The sequence below is a fragment of the Paenibacillus sp. QJM3NY_38 genome (assembly GCF_056173265.1).
Map to the genome: position 1 here is coordinate 2663293 of NZ_CM149665.1, position 13652 is coordinate 2676944.

The window sequence follows — 13652 nt, forward strand, 5'->3', positions numbered from 1 at the left end:
GGATGATTAATGACAAAGTGAAAGCAATTAGCGAACAGTTCATGGTGCAAGACGCTCGTAAGCTACCTGAAGGCAACTGGTTTGCCGCCAAGAAATCGTACTTCCTAGGTTATAAGTCCCGTGCTTACACACCAATCCATGTGTTCCTGAAGGATAGGGGGTTGCGGTTGTACTTTTGGTTTGACCGTGACTTCTATGATTGGTTCAAGAAGTATGTAATTGCTACTGGTGACATCGAAGGGGATGGCTTCGAGATGTACGAAATGTACTCCGAAAGTCGTGTTAAGGAGCTAAATGCTCACAAGGATAGCCCTAACCTGGGTGATCGCATCGTTGCGAACGGGTACACCTACAGCCTGGGTAACCGCAAGTTCCACTTCGTTCAGCGGTTCGTAACCCTCAAAGTGGATGTCGTATGGCGTAAGGGTGGGTACTAATGCGGATTGCCATCTTCACAGATGGCTCGACATCCAAGAATGGTAAGCCTGAATGTGTCGGAGGGTGGGGAGCTGTGCTCCTCGTCCTTAACGACGACAGGGAGGTAGTCCATTACAAGGAGCTGTCGGGCGGCAAGAAAGGAACTTCCATCGGAGAGATGGAGATGATGGCGGCTTATGAATCCATAAGAAGCCTGGATTTTGACAAAGCAAAGCACTGGGACATCCATATTGTTTCCGACAGCCAGTACGTAGTGAATGCCTTCAGTGAGCGTTGCTACAGGTGGAAGATGGACGGATGGTTTGATCGACCTAATCTTAATCTTATCAAAGCAATTTATCGCATGTCTGAATACCTCGATATCAAGTGGCACTGGGTGAAAGGACATGACGGTAACAAATACAACGAGCGGGCTGATGAGCTTGCCAAGGAAGCCAAGGAAAGGGTGAAGGCTCAATGTTAGTTATCGCGTGGTTATTCTTTGTATTCTATGCGTTCTTCACACTGGTTCTAGTGAGGAAGTTCACCTTCAGAAGCATCAATAAGTATGAGCTATTGTTCCTGTTGTTATCCCTGAGCATTACAGGTGTTTCCGCAGGAGTCATTTGGGGAGGGCTGTTCAGATGAATCCCTTTGATCCTGGTTGGTTCATTGTCGGAGGTATTGTTGGTCTGATCGTAGGTCTGATCGGCAAGCCGCTGATTAAATTCTTATTTGAAGTGGCAGGTGAGTTCTTTGACTGACTTAACTGAGAAGATCAAGGAATGGAAAAAGCTCTTTGATCTGCGAGAGTCGGCAGATGACTGGACGAGGTGCCCTAAGTGCAGTGGTCAGTTGTATTTCTGCGATTGTGTGGCGTGGGCGGCAACTGAAATTCTTGAGATACTGACTGCTAACAGTACGGAACTTATGGAGATTGATGTCATGAATTTCACCGCAGACAACCAACAAGCCGTTCAGGTTAGGTACTACGGAATAGAAAAATCAAGGGAGGTACTTAACTGTGTCGTTGAAGAAACTAGCAAACATGGTGAAGAAGGAAAACAACATAGCTAATAAAACACCCGAGGAGCTGTTCACGGCTGTATTGGACAAGTTCCTCACTTCACGTAACAACAAACGATCAGGCAGACTCGCGTTCAACCCATCAAGCTACTACAAGTGTGGGAGGATGCAGTTCTATAAGTTGACCGAACAAATCCCTCGTAAGAAGAAGTATGCCCGTTCGGAGCGCATCCTGGATGTAGGTACTCAGCTCCACGAATGGGTGCAGACTGAAGTCCTGATGAAGATGAACGAGGATGACAAATCCCCGATCAAGCTGATCCCGCTTGAGGAGCTTTCGACCTACGGGGAGGAAGGTATTGAGTGGATCAAGGAACATAATGCACCACCAATGGAGGTTAAGTTCGTTGACAGCCGTTGGACGGAGAAGTTCCCGATCTCAGCGATGGTCGATGGTGCCTTATCGTTCATGTCCAAGGATATTCTGTTCGAGTTCAAGACCATCAACCCTACGGACTATGACAAGATCATTGAGCCGCTGAAAGACCACCTGAAGCAGGGGGCGATCTACTGCCTAGGGACGGGGGCGAAGTACGTTATGTTCCTGTACCTCAACAAGGGTAACCAGGAGTGGAAGGCTTACATGGTTGAGTACAACCAGGAGCAGATGGATTGGGTAGTTGCTCGTATCAGAAATATCGAAGGCTACGTCCTGCGCGGAGAACTGCCGCCGAAAGAGGAAAGCGAGAACTGTAGATACTGTGAGTTCAAGCACCTCTGTGACGGAGACCTAAAGGAGCCGAAGAAGAAATGATAAGAGGAGAAGAACGCGAAAAGTGGGTTCAAGGTCTAAAGGAAGGGGACGAGGTGGCGTACAATACCGTTCGATATGGCGGTGATAAGAGTTATGCCATACATAAAGTGAAGCGTATTACCCCTACTGGAAAGATCAGGCTAGACAACGATCTGCTATTTGACAATCGAGGAGACCACCGTTCAGGTGAGGGGTGGTTTACTACACGCTACTACCTGGAACCTGTTTCCCAAGAGGTTAAAGACGCTAACCGTAGGAGGGAACTCCTGTATGCGATTAGCGGTGCCGACTTCAGGGTACTGCCGTTGGATAAGTTGGAGATCGTTATGAAAGCAATTAAGGAGAGCTAACGCTCTCCTTTTTCTTTGCTAAAAATAGTCCCTTAACTGCTCTTAATCCATGTCGTATAGAGAAAGTGTAAGACAATTTAGGAACTTTGAGGAGGAATAAGAATGCAAGAGCAACCGAAAGTAGCGCAGTATTTCAACATTCGCAAGAACATCATTGAGGTGGTGAAAGCCTTCCCTGAAGTGAAGGAGAACTACAACGACCTCGTAGCTTCCTACTGGGTGCTGTATGACGATGTGAAGGAGATGGCAGAGATTCGCAAGGCTACACCTGCGGAGACGATCACTCGCCAGTTCCGTAAACTGGTGGAGCTTCGGGAGATCACACCTCCTGCACGAGTTCTTGAAGCACGTCAAGAGAAGGCAAGAGAATATCGCACGGAGTTCTCGGCGTTAGGGGGTTAAGCCCTTGTTCAAAAAACAACTTGAACCTGAGCAACTTGCTATTCTAGTCCTCCTCATGTTCTACATCCTGGGGCTAACCCACGGATTCATCTACTGGCATATAGGAGGTTTCTAAGATGGCTGACAAGCTGTGGAAAGCATTCGAGCGTTGGGTAGGAAAGAACATCTTTGATGGTGCTAAGCGGAACATGGGGTCGGGGGCGATCAACAAAACCGACCAAGGTGAAGATCGCACAGGGGACGTTATCCACTCTACCTACGAGATCGAATGCAAGTGCTACACCAAGATAGCAATCTTCCGTTGGTGGGATAAGTTGGCTGAGGAAGCTAAGGCATCCAAGAAGACCCCAGTCCTTGTCATGAAGGAGAAGGGTGACAACAAGGACGTACTGGTGACCATCCACTACACCCACTTCAACGAACTGAAACGGCTTGCCGAGTTAGGTGAGCGATACGAGGGGTTGTGTGACTAATGCCTGAGATGACTCGACAGCAGATCGAGCAAGGGATTAAGTCATTCGAGTCCAGGGAAGCCACGAAGTCCAAAATTGCTAAGGCGGGTCTACCAGTCCCACCAAAGCCTGAGGACGCTGTGAACGGCGTTGACCTTTTCACAGAGTGGGAGCAGATGAAGCGGCGGTACGGTGGGGTGGCGAATGTACCATTCTCCGAACTAGGTGACTTCCTTGACCGATGGACGACAATGATCTCCTACGCAAGATACTGTGAAGCACTTGCTGACATCGACCAAGCTACGGCTCGGGAGATCAGGGATACGATCAAGAAACAACTGTACACAATCCAAGACGGGAGCCGAGAGCTACGGGATGCCGCAGTCCACACAGAGCCAGTGTACGTGGAGTGGGAGCAAACCTACACTCAGAATCTCGCTACATTTATCACCTTCCGTGCCTTGCGTGAAGGATATGAGCATCGTGCAAACGCGATCTCTCGGGAGATCACCCGCAGAGGTAACGACAATCTTGATACAAGAAGACAAATTAACAGGGGGAATAACGCATGAGTAAAGATTTTAAGTTGGTTTCGTTGGGTAGCGAGTTGTTGAGTCTTCGTCTGAAGAAGTCTGAGATCGAATTGGCAGAAGCCCGCATCAAGGACGAGATCGCAGACATTCTCCGCGAGGAGGGCGTGGCTGAGATGACGGTACCTGTGGATGAGCTTCACTGCTTGGCATTCAAGAACAACTATCGTTACACGAAGTCCTTCGACAAGGATGGTCTTGCTTCCAAGACTGGTCGTGAGCGTGATGAACTTGATTACCAAGGAGTCTCGGCTCTTGTTGAGAAGCAGGTTGTCACTTCGAGTGTCGTAGGGCAGTTCCTCAGTGAGAACAAGTCTGAGTTCGTGACTGTTCGCAGACGTAAGCTCGAAAAGAAAAAGAAGTAAGGGAGGTGCGGAGATGAACTTCCGAGACCTAGTTCACGAGAAGATCATCCCGTTCATGCAGGAGAATAATCTCACGGATGGTACTTTCAAGACATCCGTGGGAGACTCCGCAGTTGTGAAACGGGATAAGCACGGTTTCTACAACGTAAAGATCACCACGAAGGAGGATGTTCGCCTTGATTCAATTTGAGGTTAAGTTGGATGACGGTAAGAGCTACGTGACTGTATCCAAAGGTCTTGAGCGTACAGTGATCGCAAAGGGAGTAACGATTGAAGTGTACAAGCGTGATATCCTCCCATCGAAGATCAGCTACGATGAGTTCGTTCATAACTCGCTAGGAGCGTTTGTTGCCTTGCTCCGAACACTGCGGGACGTTAAGCAACTTCATGAGGGATCGTTCGACAATGCTGTATGTGCTTTCAGTCCTGTGCTTAGCGCAACGAAAACCTGGGCTGACGTTGAGAAATTCATGGAGGGTGATTGATAGATGACGGAACAAGCAACGGCTGTAACAGACAACTATGACGCTGAGAGGGTGAAGCTCCTTCAGCAGTTCCGTAAGGAGTTCGGGGAGCAGTCGATGTTTCTCCTTGGCAAATCTGAGAAGCTTTTCGACATTAATGTTCGCTCCTCAGGTTCCCTGATGCTTGACCTTGCACTAGGTGGCGGCTTCGCTCAAGGACGTATGGTTTTCTTGCGCGGCGGTGAAGCGGCAGGTAAGACGACCCTGGCATTGATGGCAATCGCTGAAGCTCAGCAAGTAGAGCCTGAGCGTGACAATGCGATCATTGACTTGGAGAATGCCCTGAACCTTGAATGGGCAAAGACTCTCGGGGTGGATACTGACAAGCTGTTCATTTCTCAGCCCGACACCTACGCAGAGAAAATCTACGGCATGATTCTTTCCATGCTCCGTAGCAAGCGGTTCGCTTACATCGTACTCGACTCCACTGACGGTCTCATGCTGAAAAGTGAGATGGAGAACGATGACTTCGAGAAGGAGACACGGGTGGGCGGCACGTCCAAGTTGAACTCCTCGGCAATGCGTAAGCTCGTTAACTCAGGTGAGCTGAAGAACTCAGGCACCACATTGATCTTCATTCAGCAATTGCGTGACAAGATCGGTGGCTTCTCCATGTATGGTACTCCAACTGATTCCTCAGGTGGACGGGCATTCAAGCATAACTCCACTCAGACATTGGATGTAAGCAAAGGCGAGTTCTTCGCTAAAGGATCGGGGTCAGCCAAGGTTATCCTGGGTCAGCAGTCCAAGCTGAAGGTGTCGAAGAACAAGATCGCACCGCCGTTCCGAACTGCTTCCATCGACCTGTACTATGCCTACGGTATGGACAGAATCATGGAGCTTGTAACGGTAGCCAAAGAGGTGGGTGTTCTTAGCGGAACGTCTTGGCTCAAGCTCGTTGACACCACTACTGGGGAGATCGTTCCCGATGAGGAAGGTAAAGAGCAGAAGTGGAACGGTATCGCTAAAGTCAAGGAAGCCGTGGAGTTGGACGTTCAGGAGAACGATAGCAAGCTTTACAACATGATCTACGAGCTAGTCCAAAACGCAATCAGGGGGTAACCGTATGTTCGTGGGATTGTACACATCGTTCGTCAGCTTGACTTGGTGGCAGATGATTCTGTGGGCGGCTTATGCTATCTACTTCATCGTCAGAGCTTGTCACATTTGGTCTGAAACCAAGGATGAAGGGATGGTCAAAGGGTACCTCAACGTATTCCTTGGTAGAGAGCGAGTAATCCGCTTGTACCATGTGGTGCGTGTCATCCTTGACATTCCACCATCAATCGTAGGGCTGTTCTTCCCTATGCTTCGGGCTACACTTCGCCTGAAGATTTACGAAATGAAACAGAAGGGATGAACCGTATGGAGCCAATCGCCTACGGTATCGCAGTGGCGGGGGTAGCTAACGCTATCGCCCTGTCCCTGGGGTACTGTCTCAAATACAGAATGAATCAGACAAAGAGGGATATTTACCTTACAGTAACTCAACAGATCGTATCAGAGAACAGCCCCCGTATTATCGAAGCCGTGGAAAGCTCCATTAAACAGCAGGTTGTAGAGAGGATGGGTCAGGTAAATGTCTAAGAGCAGAGGTCAGATCGCTTCCAAGCGACAAGAGACTCGTATCACACGGAGTCTGCAACAGATCAAACAAGATGCGAAAAGAGTAATGGCTTCGGGGGCGTTGTGGTTCGCCAAGAGTGACATCGTATCCGAGCTGTTTCAAATAGAAGCCAAGACCAAGGAGAAGCCTTCCAAGTCAATGACCATCAAGAAGGAATGGATGGACAAGATTGAGCAGGAAGGGTTCGAGAACAAGAAGATGCCTGCCCTCGCTTTCTCTTTTGGTGAGAACACTGACTACTTCGTTATTCGGGATAGAGAGTTCTACACCATGGTAGAGGAGTTAGACATGCTGAGGAGGTTAAGGGATGAACTTGTATCACGCAACTCGGTTGGTAACTGATCTTGAGGTAGTCACTTGTAAAATCCCTCCCGATGAGCTGAAGAAGATCATCGACAATGACATGGCAAATAAGTTCAGGAAACCACTGTTTGAAAACATCACTGTCAAGGAGACCCGAGACGACAAACAGGGGTTGACCCGACTGGATTATAGCGTGGCGATCCTGACGGAAGACGAGTACCACAAGCTGATGAGAGAGCTGAAAGAGCTTCGGGAGGTCGTCGATCAAGGGAGGAGGTTGTTCAGTGGCAAAGAGTAATCAGATCATGGTCAAATCCTGTCCGTCCTGTGGCAAAGAATACAAGGACGATGACAAGTACGGCTACTGCTTAAACCATGAGTATCCTGTCCGTCCTATGCTTGAGAACAAGAAACGGGACAAGCAACGAGTAGGCGGTACCTTCAAGATCGTAGGGTGGTTCTCGTCCCGATCAAGTGCAGGGCTGACCATTGAGCACACTGATACAGGGGAACAGTTCGAGGTGTATGTCTCCGACTTGTTCAAATTCCTGGATGGTCAGGAACTTGGGACGCTGACCCTTGAGGAAGTCAAAAAGGGTCAGGCGTATGGATGGACGGTGGTCGGTAGTGATTAGCGCAGTAGCTATCGGGTTCTCGTTAGAAAGCTTGAGTACCTATACCGACATTGCATGGGCACACCATGACCCTTCTACAGCCATCGGGATGAGTAACCGTGAATACATGCTCATGGTCGAGAGGGCTGTGGTTCAATCAGATGTCGTAGTCTTCGATGCGACCAACGAAAACCTCTCAGTGGATGAAGTCGTGATAATCCATACTGCCTATACTAATAGAACGCCAATTATAGCGGTAGGATTACGCTCTTTGTCTCCGTTACTAGAGGAGATGGTTTCGCAGAGATTGCCAGGACTCGACTTCGTAGTGGATCACCTAATGGCAAACTACAGGCTATCAAAATAAACCGTGGGGGAGAGAAAACCGTGACAGCAATTAAGACACGCATCAAGACCGTAACCAAACCTGAGAACAGAGAGATGAGCTTCGACCTTGAGAGGTTGATGGTATACATCTCCCGTGTCATGGAGAACCACCCTAACCTTGACCAGGAGGTACTGCTGAAGGGTGCATTGTCCAAGCTGAACCGAGTAGAAGTGGCAAGCGTTGATATTACCAACGCACTGTACATGACTGCGGTGGAGCTGATCGACAAGGAGTTCCCTGATTGGACATTCGTAGCATCCCGCATCTACGGAACCAAGCTGTACAAGCAAGCGGCGATCAACCGTGAATACAAGACTTACCCGAATAAACCGTATGGTTCCTTCAGTGCCCTGCTCAAGTACCTCACATCTATCGGTATCTATGATGCCCGATTGTTGGAAGTATATTCCGACAGTGACATCGCTGAGCTTGAAGCAACGATTGACCATACCCGCGACCACTTGTTCACGTTCATCGGTCTGCTTACTCTTGATGAACGTTACCTGACAGGGGACTATGAGAAGAACACGTTCGAGCTTCCTCAGGAGCGTTATATGATTATCTCCATGGTTGAGATGCTTAACGAACCACCTGAGAGACGATTGGAATTGGTAAAAGAAGCGTACTGGGCACAATCAACCCTGAAGATGACTACAGCAACGCCTACAATGTCCAATGCAGGTAAGGCAAAGGGCGGTCAGCTCTCGTCCTGCTTCATTGACACAGTAGACGACTCGCTTATCGGTATCTACGATTCTAATACGGACGTAGCTCGGTTGAGCAAGATGGGTGGCGGTATCGGCGTGTATATGGGCAAGGTTCGTGCTCGTAACTCCGACATCCGTGGCTACAAGAACAAGTCGGCGGGCGTGGTGCCTTGGATTCGACAGCTCAACAACACTGCGGTATCCGTAGACCAGTTAGGTACTCGTAAAGGTTCCATTGCAGTATACCTACAAGACTGGCACCGTGACATCCTGAGCTTCCTCGATCTCCGACTGAACAACGGTGATGATCGTATGAGAGCACACGACATCTTCCTGGGATTCATTGCTTCTGACCTGTTCATGGAAGCAGTAGACAACGGGGACGACTGGCACTTGTTCTGTCCTCACGAAGTTCATACCATCATGGGCTTTGAACTGGATGAGGTGTATGACGAGGAGCAGGGCAAGGGAAGCTTCCGCGATCTGTACCAACAGTGCGTAGATCACCCAACTCTGCCACGATTGACGGTACCTGCTATCGACATCTTCATCCGAATCATGACCTCTCAGCTTGAGACTGGCGTACCTTACATGTTCTACAAGGACACTGTAAACCGTGCCAACCCTAACAAAGGTCACGGGATCATCTACTGCTCTAACCTCTGCACAGAGATCGAACAGAACCAATCTGCCACTAAGGTAGTGCGGGAGGAACTGGTGACTAAGGAAGGTAAGACTCGCATCCTCATCGAGAAGATTCCTGGTGAGATGGTGGTGTGTAACCTGTCCTCTATCAACCTGGGTAAAGCAGAGGATCATGAGCTTGAGCGAATCACTGAAATTGAGGTTCGTATGTTGGACAACATCATTGACCTGAATGCCGATAAGCTTGATGTCCTTCAGGCGGTACACACCAACCAACAATATCGAGCTATCGGTCTTGGGACGTTTGGATACCACCACCGTCTTGCGTTGAACAATCTGCGGTGGGAGTCGGATGCGGCTGTTGAGTATAACGTGAACCTGTACGAGAAGATCAGCTTCTACGGTATCCGAGCATCTATGAAACTGTCCAAGGAGAAGGGTGCGTACCCGTTGTTCAAAGGTTCCGAGTGGGCTAATGGTAACTACTTCGTGGATCGTGGCTTAGTTGGTCGTGACGCTGAAGGTAACCTGTTCCCAATCGAAAGTCCTCAAGGACTTGACTGGTACCAGTTATGCCTAGATGTCATGGAGCACGGTATTCGTAACGGCTACCTGTTCGCGGTGGCTCCGAATGGATCGACATCCGTTATCGCAGGTTCCACAGCTTCCATCGACCCTGTGTACGGACTCCTGACATACGAGGAGAAGACGACCTACAAGATTGCCAACCCTGCACCTGATCTTAATATGGTTACCTTGCAGTACTACCGCAAGAATGCCTTCGAGCTTGACCAACACTGGTCTATCAAGCACGTAGCATCCCGTCAGCGGTTCATTGACCAAGGACAATCGTTCAACCTGTACGTGAAGCCTGACATCGACGCAATGGACTTCCTTGAGCTTCACCTGGACGCATGGAAAAGCGGTGTGAAAACCACTTACTACGTGCGTAACATGGCAAACGAGATGCCTGAGGAATGTGAATCCTGCGCTTCATAAGATACACCATTATAATAGGAAAAAACTCGCTTAGAAATAGGCGAGTTTTTTCTTTCTTAACTTAGGTCGAACCATATCGTATAGAGAAAGTGTAAGACAATTTAAGGAGGAATTAACTTGGAACAACTGAAAAAACAGCCCATCTTTGACATCACTGCGCCTAACAAATCAACCCGTATCGTCAATGGAGAGTGCTCAGGCATTCTGAACTGGGACGACATTCGGATGCCTAAGATGTACAAGCTCTACAAGGTGCTGATCGGTAACCACTGGATTCCTGATGAAATCCCTATGAACGCTGACAAGATGCAGTTCGCGGAGGAGCTGAGTGAACAGGAGCAGACTGCTTACCTGAAGATCATTGGTCTCCTGGGAGTACTGGATTCCATGCAAAGTATGTACGTGGCAGACGTGAAAGATTATCTTACGGACTCATCCCTGCAAGCGATCTGTGGCATCATTGGTCAACAAGAGATCATTCATAACCAATCGTACACCTACGTGCTGTCGTCCATCGCAGACTATGAGACACAGAAGGAAGTGTTCGAGTACTGGAAAACGGATGAGGTATTGCTGAAGCGTAACCTGTTTATCCGTGAGCTATACCAGGACTTCCGCGATAACCCAACCCCTCAGACATTCTTCAAGTCTTTGGTGGCTGACATCATCCTGGAAGGACTGGACTTCTACACGGGATTCGCGTTCTTCTACAGCTTGGCGCGGGTGGGGAGTCAACGAATGATGCGTACTGCGGAGATGGCTTCCTATATCCAACGGGATGAACGTCAGCATGTATACTTCTTCTCCGAGGTATTCAAACAGCTCCTCAAGGATTACCCTGAGCTGAACACTGAGGAGAACATGCAGTGGACTGTTGAGACCTTCCGTACCGCAGTTGACCTTGAGATCGCATGGTCTCATCACGTACTGGGTGAACTGGATAACGTAGACCTCGATGAGTTCGAGAGCTATGTGAAATGGGTTGCTAACCAACGACTGGTAATGATGGGTCTTGGTAAGCACTTTGAAGGGGAGAACGTCATGCCTTGGATTCGTCCATTCTCTGACGAAGCACTGAACGCCACCAAGACGGACTTCTTTGAAGCTAAGTCCAAGCAGTATGCCAAAGTATCTACAGCTAACGGCTTCGATAAGCTTCAAAACCGTAAGAAGAAGTGATCCAGGGGGTGAACGGTATGGATAACGAAAAAGTTACTGTGCAGTATGTCACGCAAAGAGCACATTGCACATGTTGCAGACAAAAACTCCCTCAGCTTGAAACAAGTGCGGAGAGACATTTCAAGATAAGTGCGAGGGATGTAATCGACTGGGCTGAGGAAGATATTTGGCGGGATGTATCTGAAAGCCCTGAGGAATTGGCTGATATGGTTAGAGAGTTTACGTATGAGATTATTAGTTTTCATGCGGCTGATCTATCAGACGAGGTAGTCATAGATAAGAGTGAACTGGCTAAGGTGAAGGAGTTTATTTCACGAAAAGTTATTGCGTAGTTCGATAATGAAAGGCACCCTTCGGGGTGCTTTTTTTGCTTTATGCCCAATTTAACTGCCGATTATTCGTGTCGTATAGAGGAATTAAGGGAGGTGAAGTCATGCGGAAAGATGGAGTAAGCATTACCCAGTTAGAAAGAGAAGCGATCTTAAAGTTTGTGGACGGTAATTTCACATTCACTCACGAGTGCCTTTCAGGAATGCTCAAGCAAGGTCTTTCGAGAGCCAATGTAATGGAGTCCCTGGCTAACGGGGATATAGCCGAGTACGTTCTCGATGGGAACAAGAATCGCATCCTTGTGAAGTCTCGGATGAAGTTCCATGGGCGTAGTGTACTGGTCACGTTGCAGTTGAAATCACGGGAGATTATCGTCACTCAGTTTGAGGACTCTTACGTCCCACCAGTTGATTCGGGCAGTAAAATCGACATCCTGAAAAACTTGAAAAAGTACGCTTAACTCAGGTCGAACCATGTCGTATAGAGAAAGTGAGAGAGCGAAAAGCTCAAATACAAATTTGGAGGAATGACAAATGGCACAAGTAATCAAAGCAAAAGAACAGGTTCTTACGGAGGAAATCGTAGCAAGCATGATCGGTAAGTACGTTCATGCACCAACGAACATGCACGAGGTTCAAACACCTACGGGTGGTACTACGAAAGTAAACGTGTGGTTCGCGGGCGTTGTGGCGGGATACGAGAAAGCTGTCATCGGATTCAACTATGAGGATGGTTCATTCAACGAACAGCCGCAGACGTTCTTCAACGTCCACCTGACTGACGGAATGGGTTACATTCTGACGACTACCCTTGACCTTGAGATTCAAGAGTTGAGCGAGGAAGAATTTGAAGCCTTGGTTGAGGAGAAGAAGGCAGAGCAGAACACGCCTGAGATCATCCTCCCTGAAGCTCCGAAGCTTCACCTGTTGGACGGTGGCAAGTGATGAAGATCAGTAAATACGCTCAATCGTTCAAGGTGAAGACGTTCTCGGCGGCATCGGTAGCCGCCTTGGACAAGCAGGTCAGTGAGTGGCAAGACGAGAACCCATCCTCCCTAGTGTTAGGGATGGAGTTCTCCTCCACTTACAACCAGTCCTATGGCAAACCGTTCTACGCGGTACTTATGACATATCAGGCGGGTGAGTAAACAATGGGTTGCGAGAATTGTGGCAAGAAGGGTAAGGCGACTGCCCAAGTACACGGGTTCATTCCCTACAAGCGCATGGATACTAGCCGCCAAGGTTTCAACAAGGAGAACCCCCGCAATGCAGGGTACGATCTCTTTGCACGACTGGATGAACCTATTCATCTTGCTCCTGGGGAGGTAGCAGTCATCCCACTGAATGTGGCGACTGAGATTCCTGTGGAAGCTGTGGGTCTGCTGTTCCAACGATCCTCCACGTACCGCAAGTGGAAAGTGAAGCTGACCAATGGTGTAGGCGTGATGGACTCCCTGTTCTGCGGGGATGGAGATGAGTGGGCGGCAGAGTTCAAGAACGAAACGAACGCACCTACTACGATCTACGATGGCGACAAGGTATGCCAAGCAGTATTCCTGCCGCTGTTCATGAAGGAATTGTACGAAGTTGCAGGACTGGGCAACGCTGATCGCGGCGGGTTCGGGACGAGCTTCGACAATGCAGGGGAGATGAACTCGTGAGTGTTAGTAAGCCAACTGCAAGAGCACCGATCAATCGTCAGGGAACCAGGACGGGACGCTTCGACTCCCGCCGACCAAACGTTTCCCAACCTCCTCGCTCAAGCAATCATAGCGGCGGGAGTTACTACAATACCACCCCGACAACGACCTACTACGAAGACAACAGCGGTGGATACGGAAGCAATGACAACTGCGGAAGCGACTCGGGTTCATCCGATAGCGGCTCTTGCTCCGCTGAATAAATTCAACCATTACGGGAG

General features: G+C 48.9%; 25 protein-coding genes. All 25 read left to right on the forward strand.

What is annotated here, in order from left to right; genetic code table 11:
- The first annotated feature begins 2 nt into the window (after window positions 1–2).
- The 25 genes from AC0VZ8_RS11925 to AC0VZ8_RS12045 all read left to right on the forward strand — a co-directional run bounded on the left by AC0VZ8_RS11925 (window position 3) and on the right by AC0VZ8_RS12045 (window position 13634).
- The gene (locus AC0VZ8_RS11925) at window positions 3–437 is read left to right on the forward strand and encodes a hypothetical protein (protein WP_475486981.1); all 435 of its coding nucleotides are present in this window, start codon (window positions 3–5) and stop codon (window positions 435–437) included.
- Window positions 437–901, forward strand: a complete 465-nt coding sequence (locus tag AC0VZ8_RS11930; RefSeq protein WP_475486982.1) for a ribonuclease H family protein — start codon at window positions 437–439, stop codon at window positions 899–901. The genes AC0VZ8_RS11925 and AC0VZ8_RS11930 overlap by 1 nt, the downstream gene beginning before the upstream one ends.
- Window positions 902–1173: 272 nt before the next feature.
- Complete coding sequence (locus AC0VZ8_RS11935; protein WP_475486983.1) at window positions 1174–1494, forward strand: hypothetical protein; 321 nt, start codon at window positions 1174–1176, stop codon at window positions 1492–1494.
- The gene (locus AC0VZ8_RS11940) at window positions 1442–2257 is read left to right on the forward strand and encodes a Dna2/Cas4 domain-containing protein (protein ID WP_475486984.1); all 816 of its coding nucleotides are present in this window, start codon (window positions 1442–1444) and stop codon (window positions 2255–2257) included. Before AC0VZ8_RS11935 ends, AC0VZ8_RS11940 begins: the two co-directional genes overlap by 53 nt.
- Window positions 2254–2607 (forward strand): hypothetical protein, encoded by a 354-nt coding sequence (locus AC0VZ8_RS11945; RefSeq protein WP_475486985.1) that lies wholly within the window; start codon window positions 2254–2256, stop codon window positions 2605–2607. Before AC0VZ8_RS11940 ends, AC0VZ8_RS11945 begins: the two co-directional genes overlap by 4 nt.
- 102 nt (window positions 2608–2709) lie before the next feature.
- Window positions 2710–3009, forward strand: coding sequence for a hypothetical protein (locus AC0VZ8_RS11950; RefSeq protein ID WP_475486986.1), 300 nt, complete (start codon window positions 2710–2712; stop codon window positions 3007–3009).
- Window positions 3010–3125: 116 nt separating this feature from the next.
- Window positions 3126–3482 carry a putative PDDEXK endonuclease gene (locus AC0VZ8_RS11955; RefSeq protein WP_475486987.1) on the forward strand — a complete coding sequence of 119 codons (357 nt, stop codon included), beginning with the start codon at window positions 3126–3128 and terminating at the stop codon, window positions 3480–3482.
- The gene (locus AC0VZ8_RS11960; RefSeq protein ID WP_076312944.1) at window positions 3482–4033 is read left to right on the forward strand and encodes a hypothetical protein; all 552 of its coding nucleotides are present in this window, start codon (window positions 3482–3484) and stop codon (window positions 4031–4033) included. Before AC0VZ8_RS11955 ends, AC0VZ8_RS11960 begins: the two co-directional genes overlap by 1 nt.
- The gene (locus AC0VZ8_RS11965) at window positions 4030–4416 is read left to right on the forward strand and encodes a hypothetical protein (RefSeq protein ID WP_475486988.1); all 387 of its coding nucleotides are present in this window, start codon (window positions 4030–4032) and stop codon (window positions 4414–4416) included. The genes AC0VZ8_RS11960 and AC0VZ8_RS11965 overlap by 4 nt, the downstream gene beginning before the upstream one ends.
- Window positions 4417–4429: 13 nt before the next feature.
- Window positions 4430–4606, forward strand: a complete 177-nt coding sequence (locus AC0VZ8_RS11970) for a hypothetical protein (protein WP_475486989.1) — start codon at window positions 4430–4432, stop codon at window positions 4604–4606.
- The gene (locus AC0VZ8_RS11975) at window positions 4593–4901 is read left to right on the forward strand and encodes a hypothetical protein (protein WP_475486990.1); all 309 of its coding nucleotides are present in this window, start codon (window positions 4593–4595) and stop codon (window positions 4899–4901) included. Before AC0VZ8_RS11970 ends, AC0VZ8_RS11975 begins: the two co-directional genes overlap by 14 nt.
- Before the next feature lie 3 nt (window positions 4902–4904).
- Window positions 4905–6002, forward strand: a complete 1098-nt coding sequence (locus AC0VZ8_RS11980) for a recombinase RecA (RefSeq protein ID WP_475486991.1) — start codon at window positions 4905–4907, stop codon at window positions 6000–6002.
- A 4-nt stretch (window positions 6003–6006) separates the two neighbouring features.
- Entirely contained in the window at window positions 6007–6300 is a 294-nt protein-coding gene (locus AC0VZ8_RS11985; protein WP_475486992.1) for a hypothetical protein, read from the forward strand.
- Window positions 6301–6305: 5 nt separating this feature from the next.
- Window positions 6306–6527, forward strand: coding sequence for a hypothetical protein (locus tag AC0VZ8_RS11990; RefSeq protein ID WP_475486993.1), 222 nt, complete (start codon window positions 6306–6308; stop codon window positions 6525–6527).
- Complete coding sequence (locus tag AC0VZ8_RS11995; RefSeq protein WP_475486994.1) at window positions 6520–6909, forward strand: hypothetical protein; 390 nt, start codon at window positions 6520–6522, stop codon at window positions 6907–6909. The genes AC0VZ8_RS11990 and AC0VZ8_RS11995 overlap by 8 nt, the downstream gene beginning before the upstream one ends.
- A complete protein-coding gene (locus AC0VZ8_RS12000) occupies window positions 6875–7168 on the forward strand; it encodes a hypothetical protein (RefSeq protein WP_475486995.1) in 294 nt (97 codons plus the stop codon). The genes AC0VZ8_RS11995 and AC0VZ8_RS12000 overlap by 35 nt, the downstream gene beginning before the upstream one ends.
- A complete protein-coding gene (locus tag AC0VZ8_RS12005) occupies window positions 7155–7505 on the forward strand; it encodes a hypothetical protein (RefSeq protein ID WP_475486996.1) in 351 nt (116 codons plus the stop codon). The genes AC0VZ8_RS12000 and AC0VZ8_RS12005 overlap by 14 nt, the downstream gene beginning before the upstream one ends.
- Before the next feature lie 420 nt (window positions 7506–7925).
- Window positions 7926–10223: a ribonucleoside-diphosphate reductase subunit alpha gene (locus AC0VZ8_RS12010; RefSeq protein WP_475487678.1), complete on the forward strand. Its 2298-nt coding sequence runs from the start codon at window positions 7926–7928 to the stop codon at window positions 10221–10223.
- A gap of 126 nt (window positions 10224–10349) precedes the next feature.
- Complete coding sequence (locus AC0VZ8_RS12015; protein ID WP_475487679.1) at window positions 10350–11402, forward strand: ribonucleotide-diphosphate reductase subunit beta; 1053 nt, start codon at window positions 10350–10352, stop codon at window positions 11400–11402.
- A 17-nt stretch (window positions 11403–11419) separates the two neighbouring features.
- Window positions 11420–11734, forward strand: coding sequence for a hypothetical protein (locus tag AC0VZ8_RS12020; protein ID WP_475486997.1), 315 nt, complete (start codon window positions 11420–11422; stop codon window positions 11732–11734).
- A 101-nt stretch (window positions 11735–11835) separates the two neighbouring features.
- A complete protein-coding gene (locus AC0VZ8_RS12025; protein WP_475486998.1) occupies window positions 11836–12192 on the forward strand; it encodes a hypothetical protein in 357 nt (118 codons plus the stop codon).
- Window positions 12193–12265: 73 nt separating this feature from the next.
- A complete protein-coding gene (locus AC0VZ8_RS12030) occupies window positions 12266–12676 on the forward strand; it encodes a hypothetical protein (RefSeq protein ID WP_475486999.1) in 411 nt (136 codons plus the stop codon).
- Window positions 12676–12879: a hypothetical protein gene (locus AC0VZ8_RS12035; protein WP_475487000.1), complete on the forward strand. Its 204-nt coding sequence runs from the start codon at window positions 12676–12678 to the stop codon at window positions 12877–12879. Before AC0VZ8_RS12030 ends, AC0VZ8_RS12035 begins: the two co-directional genes overlap by 1 nt.
- 3 nt (window positions 12880–12882) lie before the next feature.
- Window positions 12883–13392 (forward strand): dUTP diphosphatase, encoded by a 510-nt coding sequence (locus AC0VZ8_RS12040; protein ID WP_475487001.1) that lies wholly within the window; start codon window positions 12883–12885, stop codon window positions 13390–13392.
- Window positions 13389–13634, forward strand: a complete 246-nt coding sequence (locus tag AC0VZ8_RS12045) for a hypothetical protein (protein ID WP_475487002.1) — start codon at window positions 13389–13391, stop codon at window positions 13632–13634. Before AC0VZ8_RS12040 ends, AC0VZ8_RS12045 begins: the two co-directional genes overlap by 4 nt.
- The last annotated feature ends 18 nt before the right edge of the window (window positions 13635–13652 follow it).

Bases quoted from the DNA above. Each gene is read 5' to 3' on its own strand.
- AC0VZ8_RS11930 (WP_475486982.1), top strand. From the start codon at position 437: ATGCGGATTGCCATCTTCACAGATGGCTCGACATCCAAGAATGGTAAG.
- AC0VZ8_RS12030 (WP_475486999.1), top strand. From the start codon at position 12,266: ATGGCACAAGTAATCAAAGCAAAAGAACAGGTTCTTACGGAGGAAATC.
- AC0VZ8_RS11980 (WP_475486991.1), top strand. From the start codon at position 4,905: ATGACGGAACAAGCAACGGCTGTAACAGACAACTATGACGCTGAGAGG.
- AC0VZ8_RS11955 (WP_475486987.1), top strand. From the start codon at position 3,126: ATGGCTGACAAGCTGTGGAAAGCATTCGAGCGTTGGGTAGGAAAGAAC.
- AC0VZ8_RS12020 (WP_475486997.1), top strand. From the start codon at position 11,420: ATGGATAACGAAAAAGTTACTGTGCAGTATGTCACGCAAAGAGCACAT.
- AC0VZ8_RS11950 (WP_475486986.1), top strand. From the start codon at position 2,710: ATGCAAGAGCAACCGAAAGTAGCGCAGTATTTCAACATTCGCAAGAAC.
- AC0VZ8_RS12010 (WP_475487678.1), top strand. From the start codon at position 7,926: ATGAGCTTCGACCTTGAGAGGTTGATGGTATACATCTCCCGTGTCATG.
- AC0VZ8_RS11995 (WP_475486994.1), top strand. From the start codon at position 6,520: ATGTCTAAGAGCAGAGGTCAGATCGCTTCCAAGCGACAAGAGACTCGT.
- AC0VZ8_RS12025 (WP_475486998.1), top strand. From the start codon at position 11,836: ATGCGGAAAGATGGAGTAAGCATTACCCAGTTAGAAAGAGAAGCGATC.
- AC0VZ8_RS11970 (WP_475486989.1), top strand. From the start codon at position 4,430: ATGAACTTCCGAGACCTAGTTCACGAGAAGATCATCCCGTTCATGCAG.
- AC0VZ8_RS11960 (WP_076312944.1), top strand. From the start codon at position 3,482: ATGCCTGAGATGACTCGACAGCAGATCGAGCAAGGGATTAAGTCATTC.
- AC0VZ8_RS12000 (WP_475486995.1), top strand. From the start codon at position 6,875: ATGAACTTGTATCACGCAACTCGGTTGGTAACTGATCTTGAGGTAGTC.
- AC0VZ8_RS12035 (WP_475487000.1), top strand. From the start codon at position 12,676: ATGAAGATCAGTAAATACGCTCAATCGTTCAAGGTGAAGACGTTCTCG.
- AC0VZ8_RS11945 (WP_475486985.1), top strand. From the start codon at position 2,254: ATGATAAGAGGAGAAGAACGCGAAAAGTGGGTTCAAGGTCTAAAGGAA.
- AC0VZ8_RS11925 (WP_475486981.1), top strand. From the start codon at position 3: ATGATTAATGACAAAGTGAAAGCAATTAGCGAACAGTTCATGGTGCAA.
- AC0VZ8_RS12040 (WP_475487001.1), top strand. From the start codon at position 12,883: ATGGGTTGCGAGAATTGTGGCAAGAAGGGTAAGGCGACTGCCCAAGTA.
- AC0VZ8_RS11990 (WP_475486993.1), top strand. From the start codon at position 6,306: ATGGAGCCAATCGCCTACGGTATCGCAGTGGCGGGGGTAGCTAACGCT.
- AC0VZ8_RS11965 (WP_475486988.1), top strand. From the start codon at position 4,030: ATGAGTAAAGATTTTAAGTTGGTTTCGTTGGGTAGCGAGTTGTTGAGT.
- AC0VZ8_RS11985 (WP_475486992.1), top strand. From the start codon at position 6,007: ATGTTCGTGGGATTGTACACATCGTTCGTCAGCTTGACTTGGTGGCAG.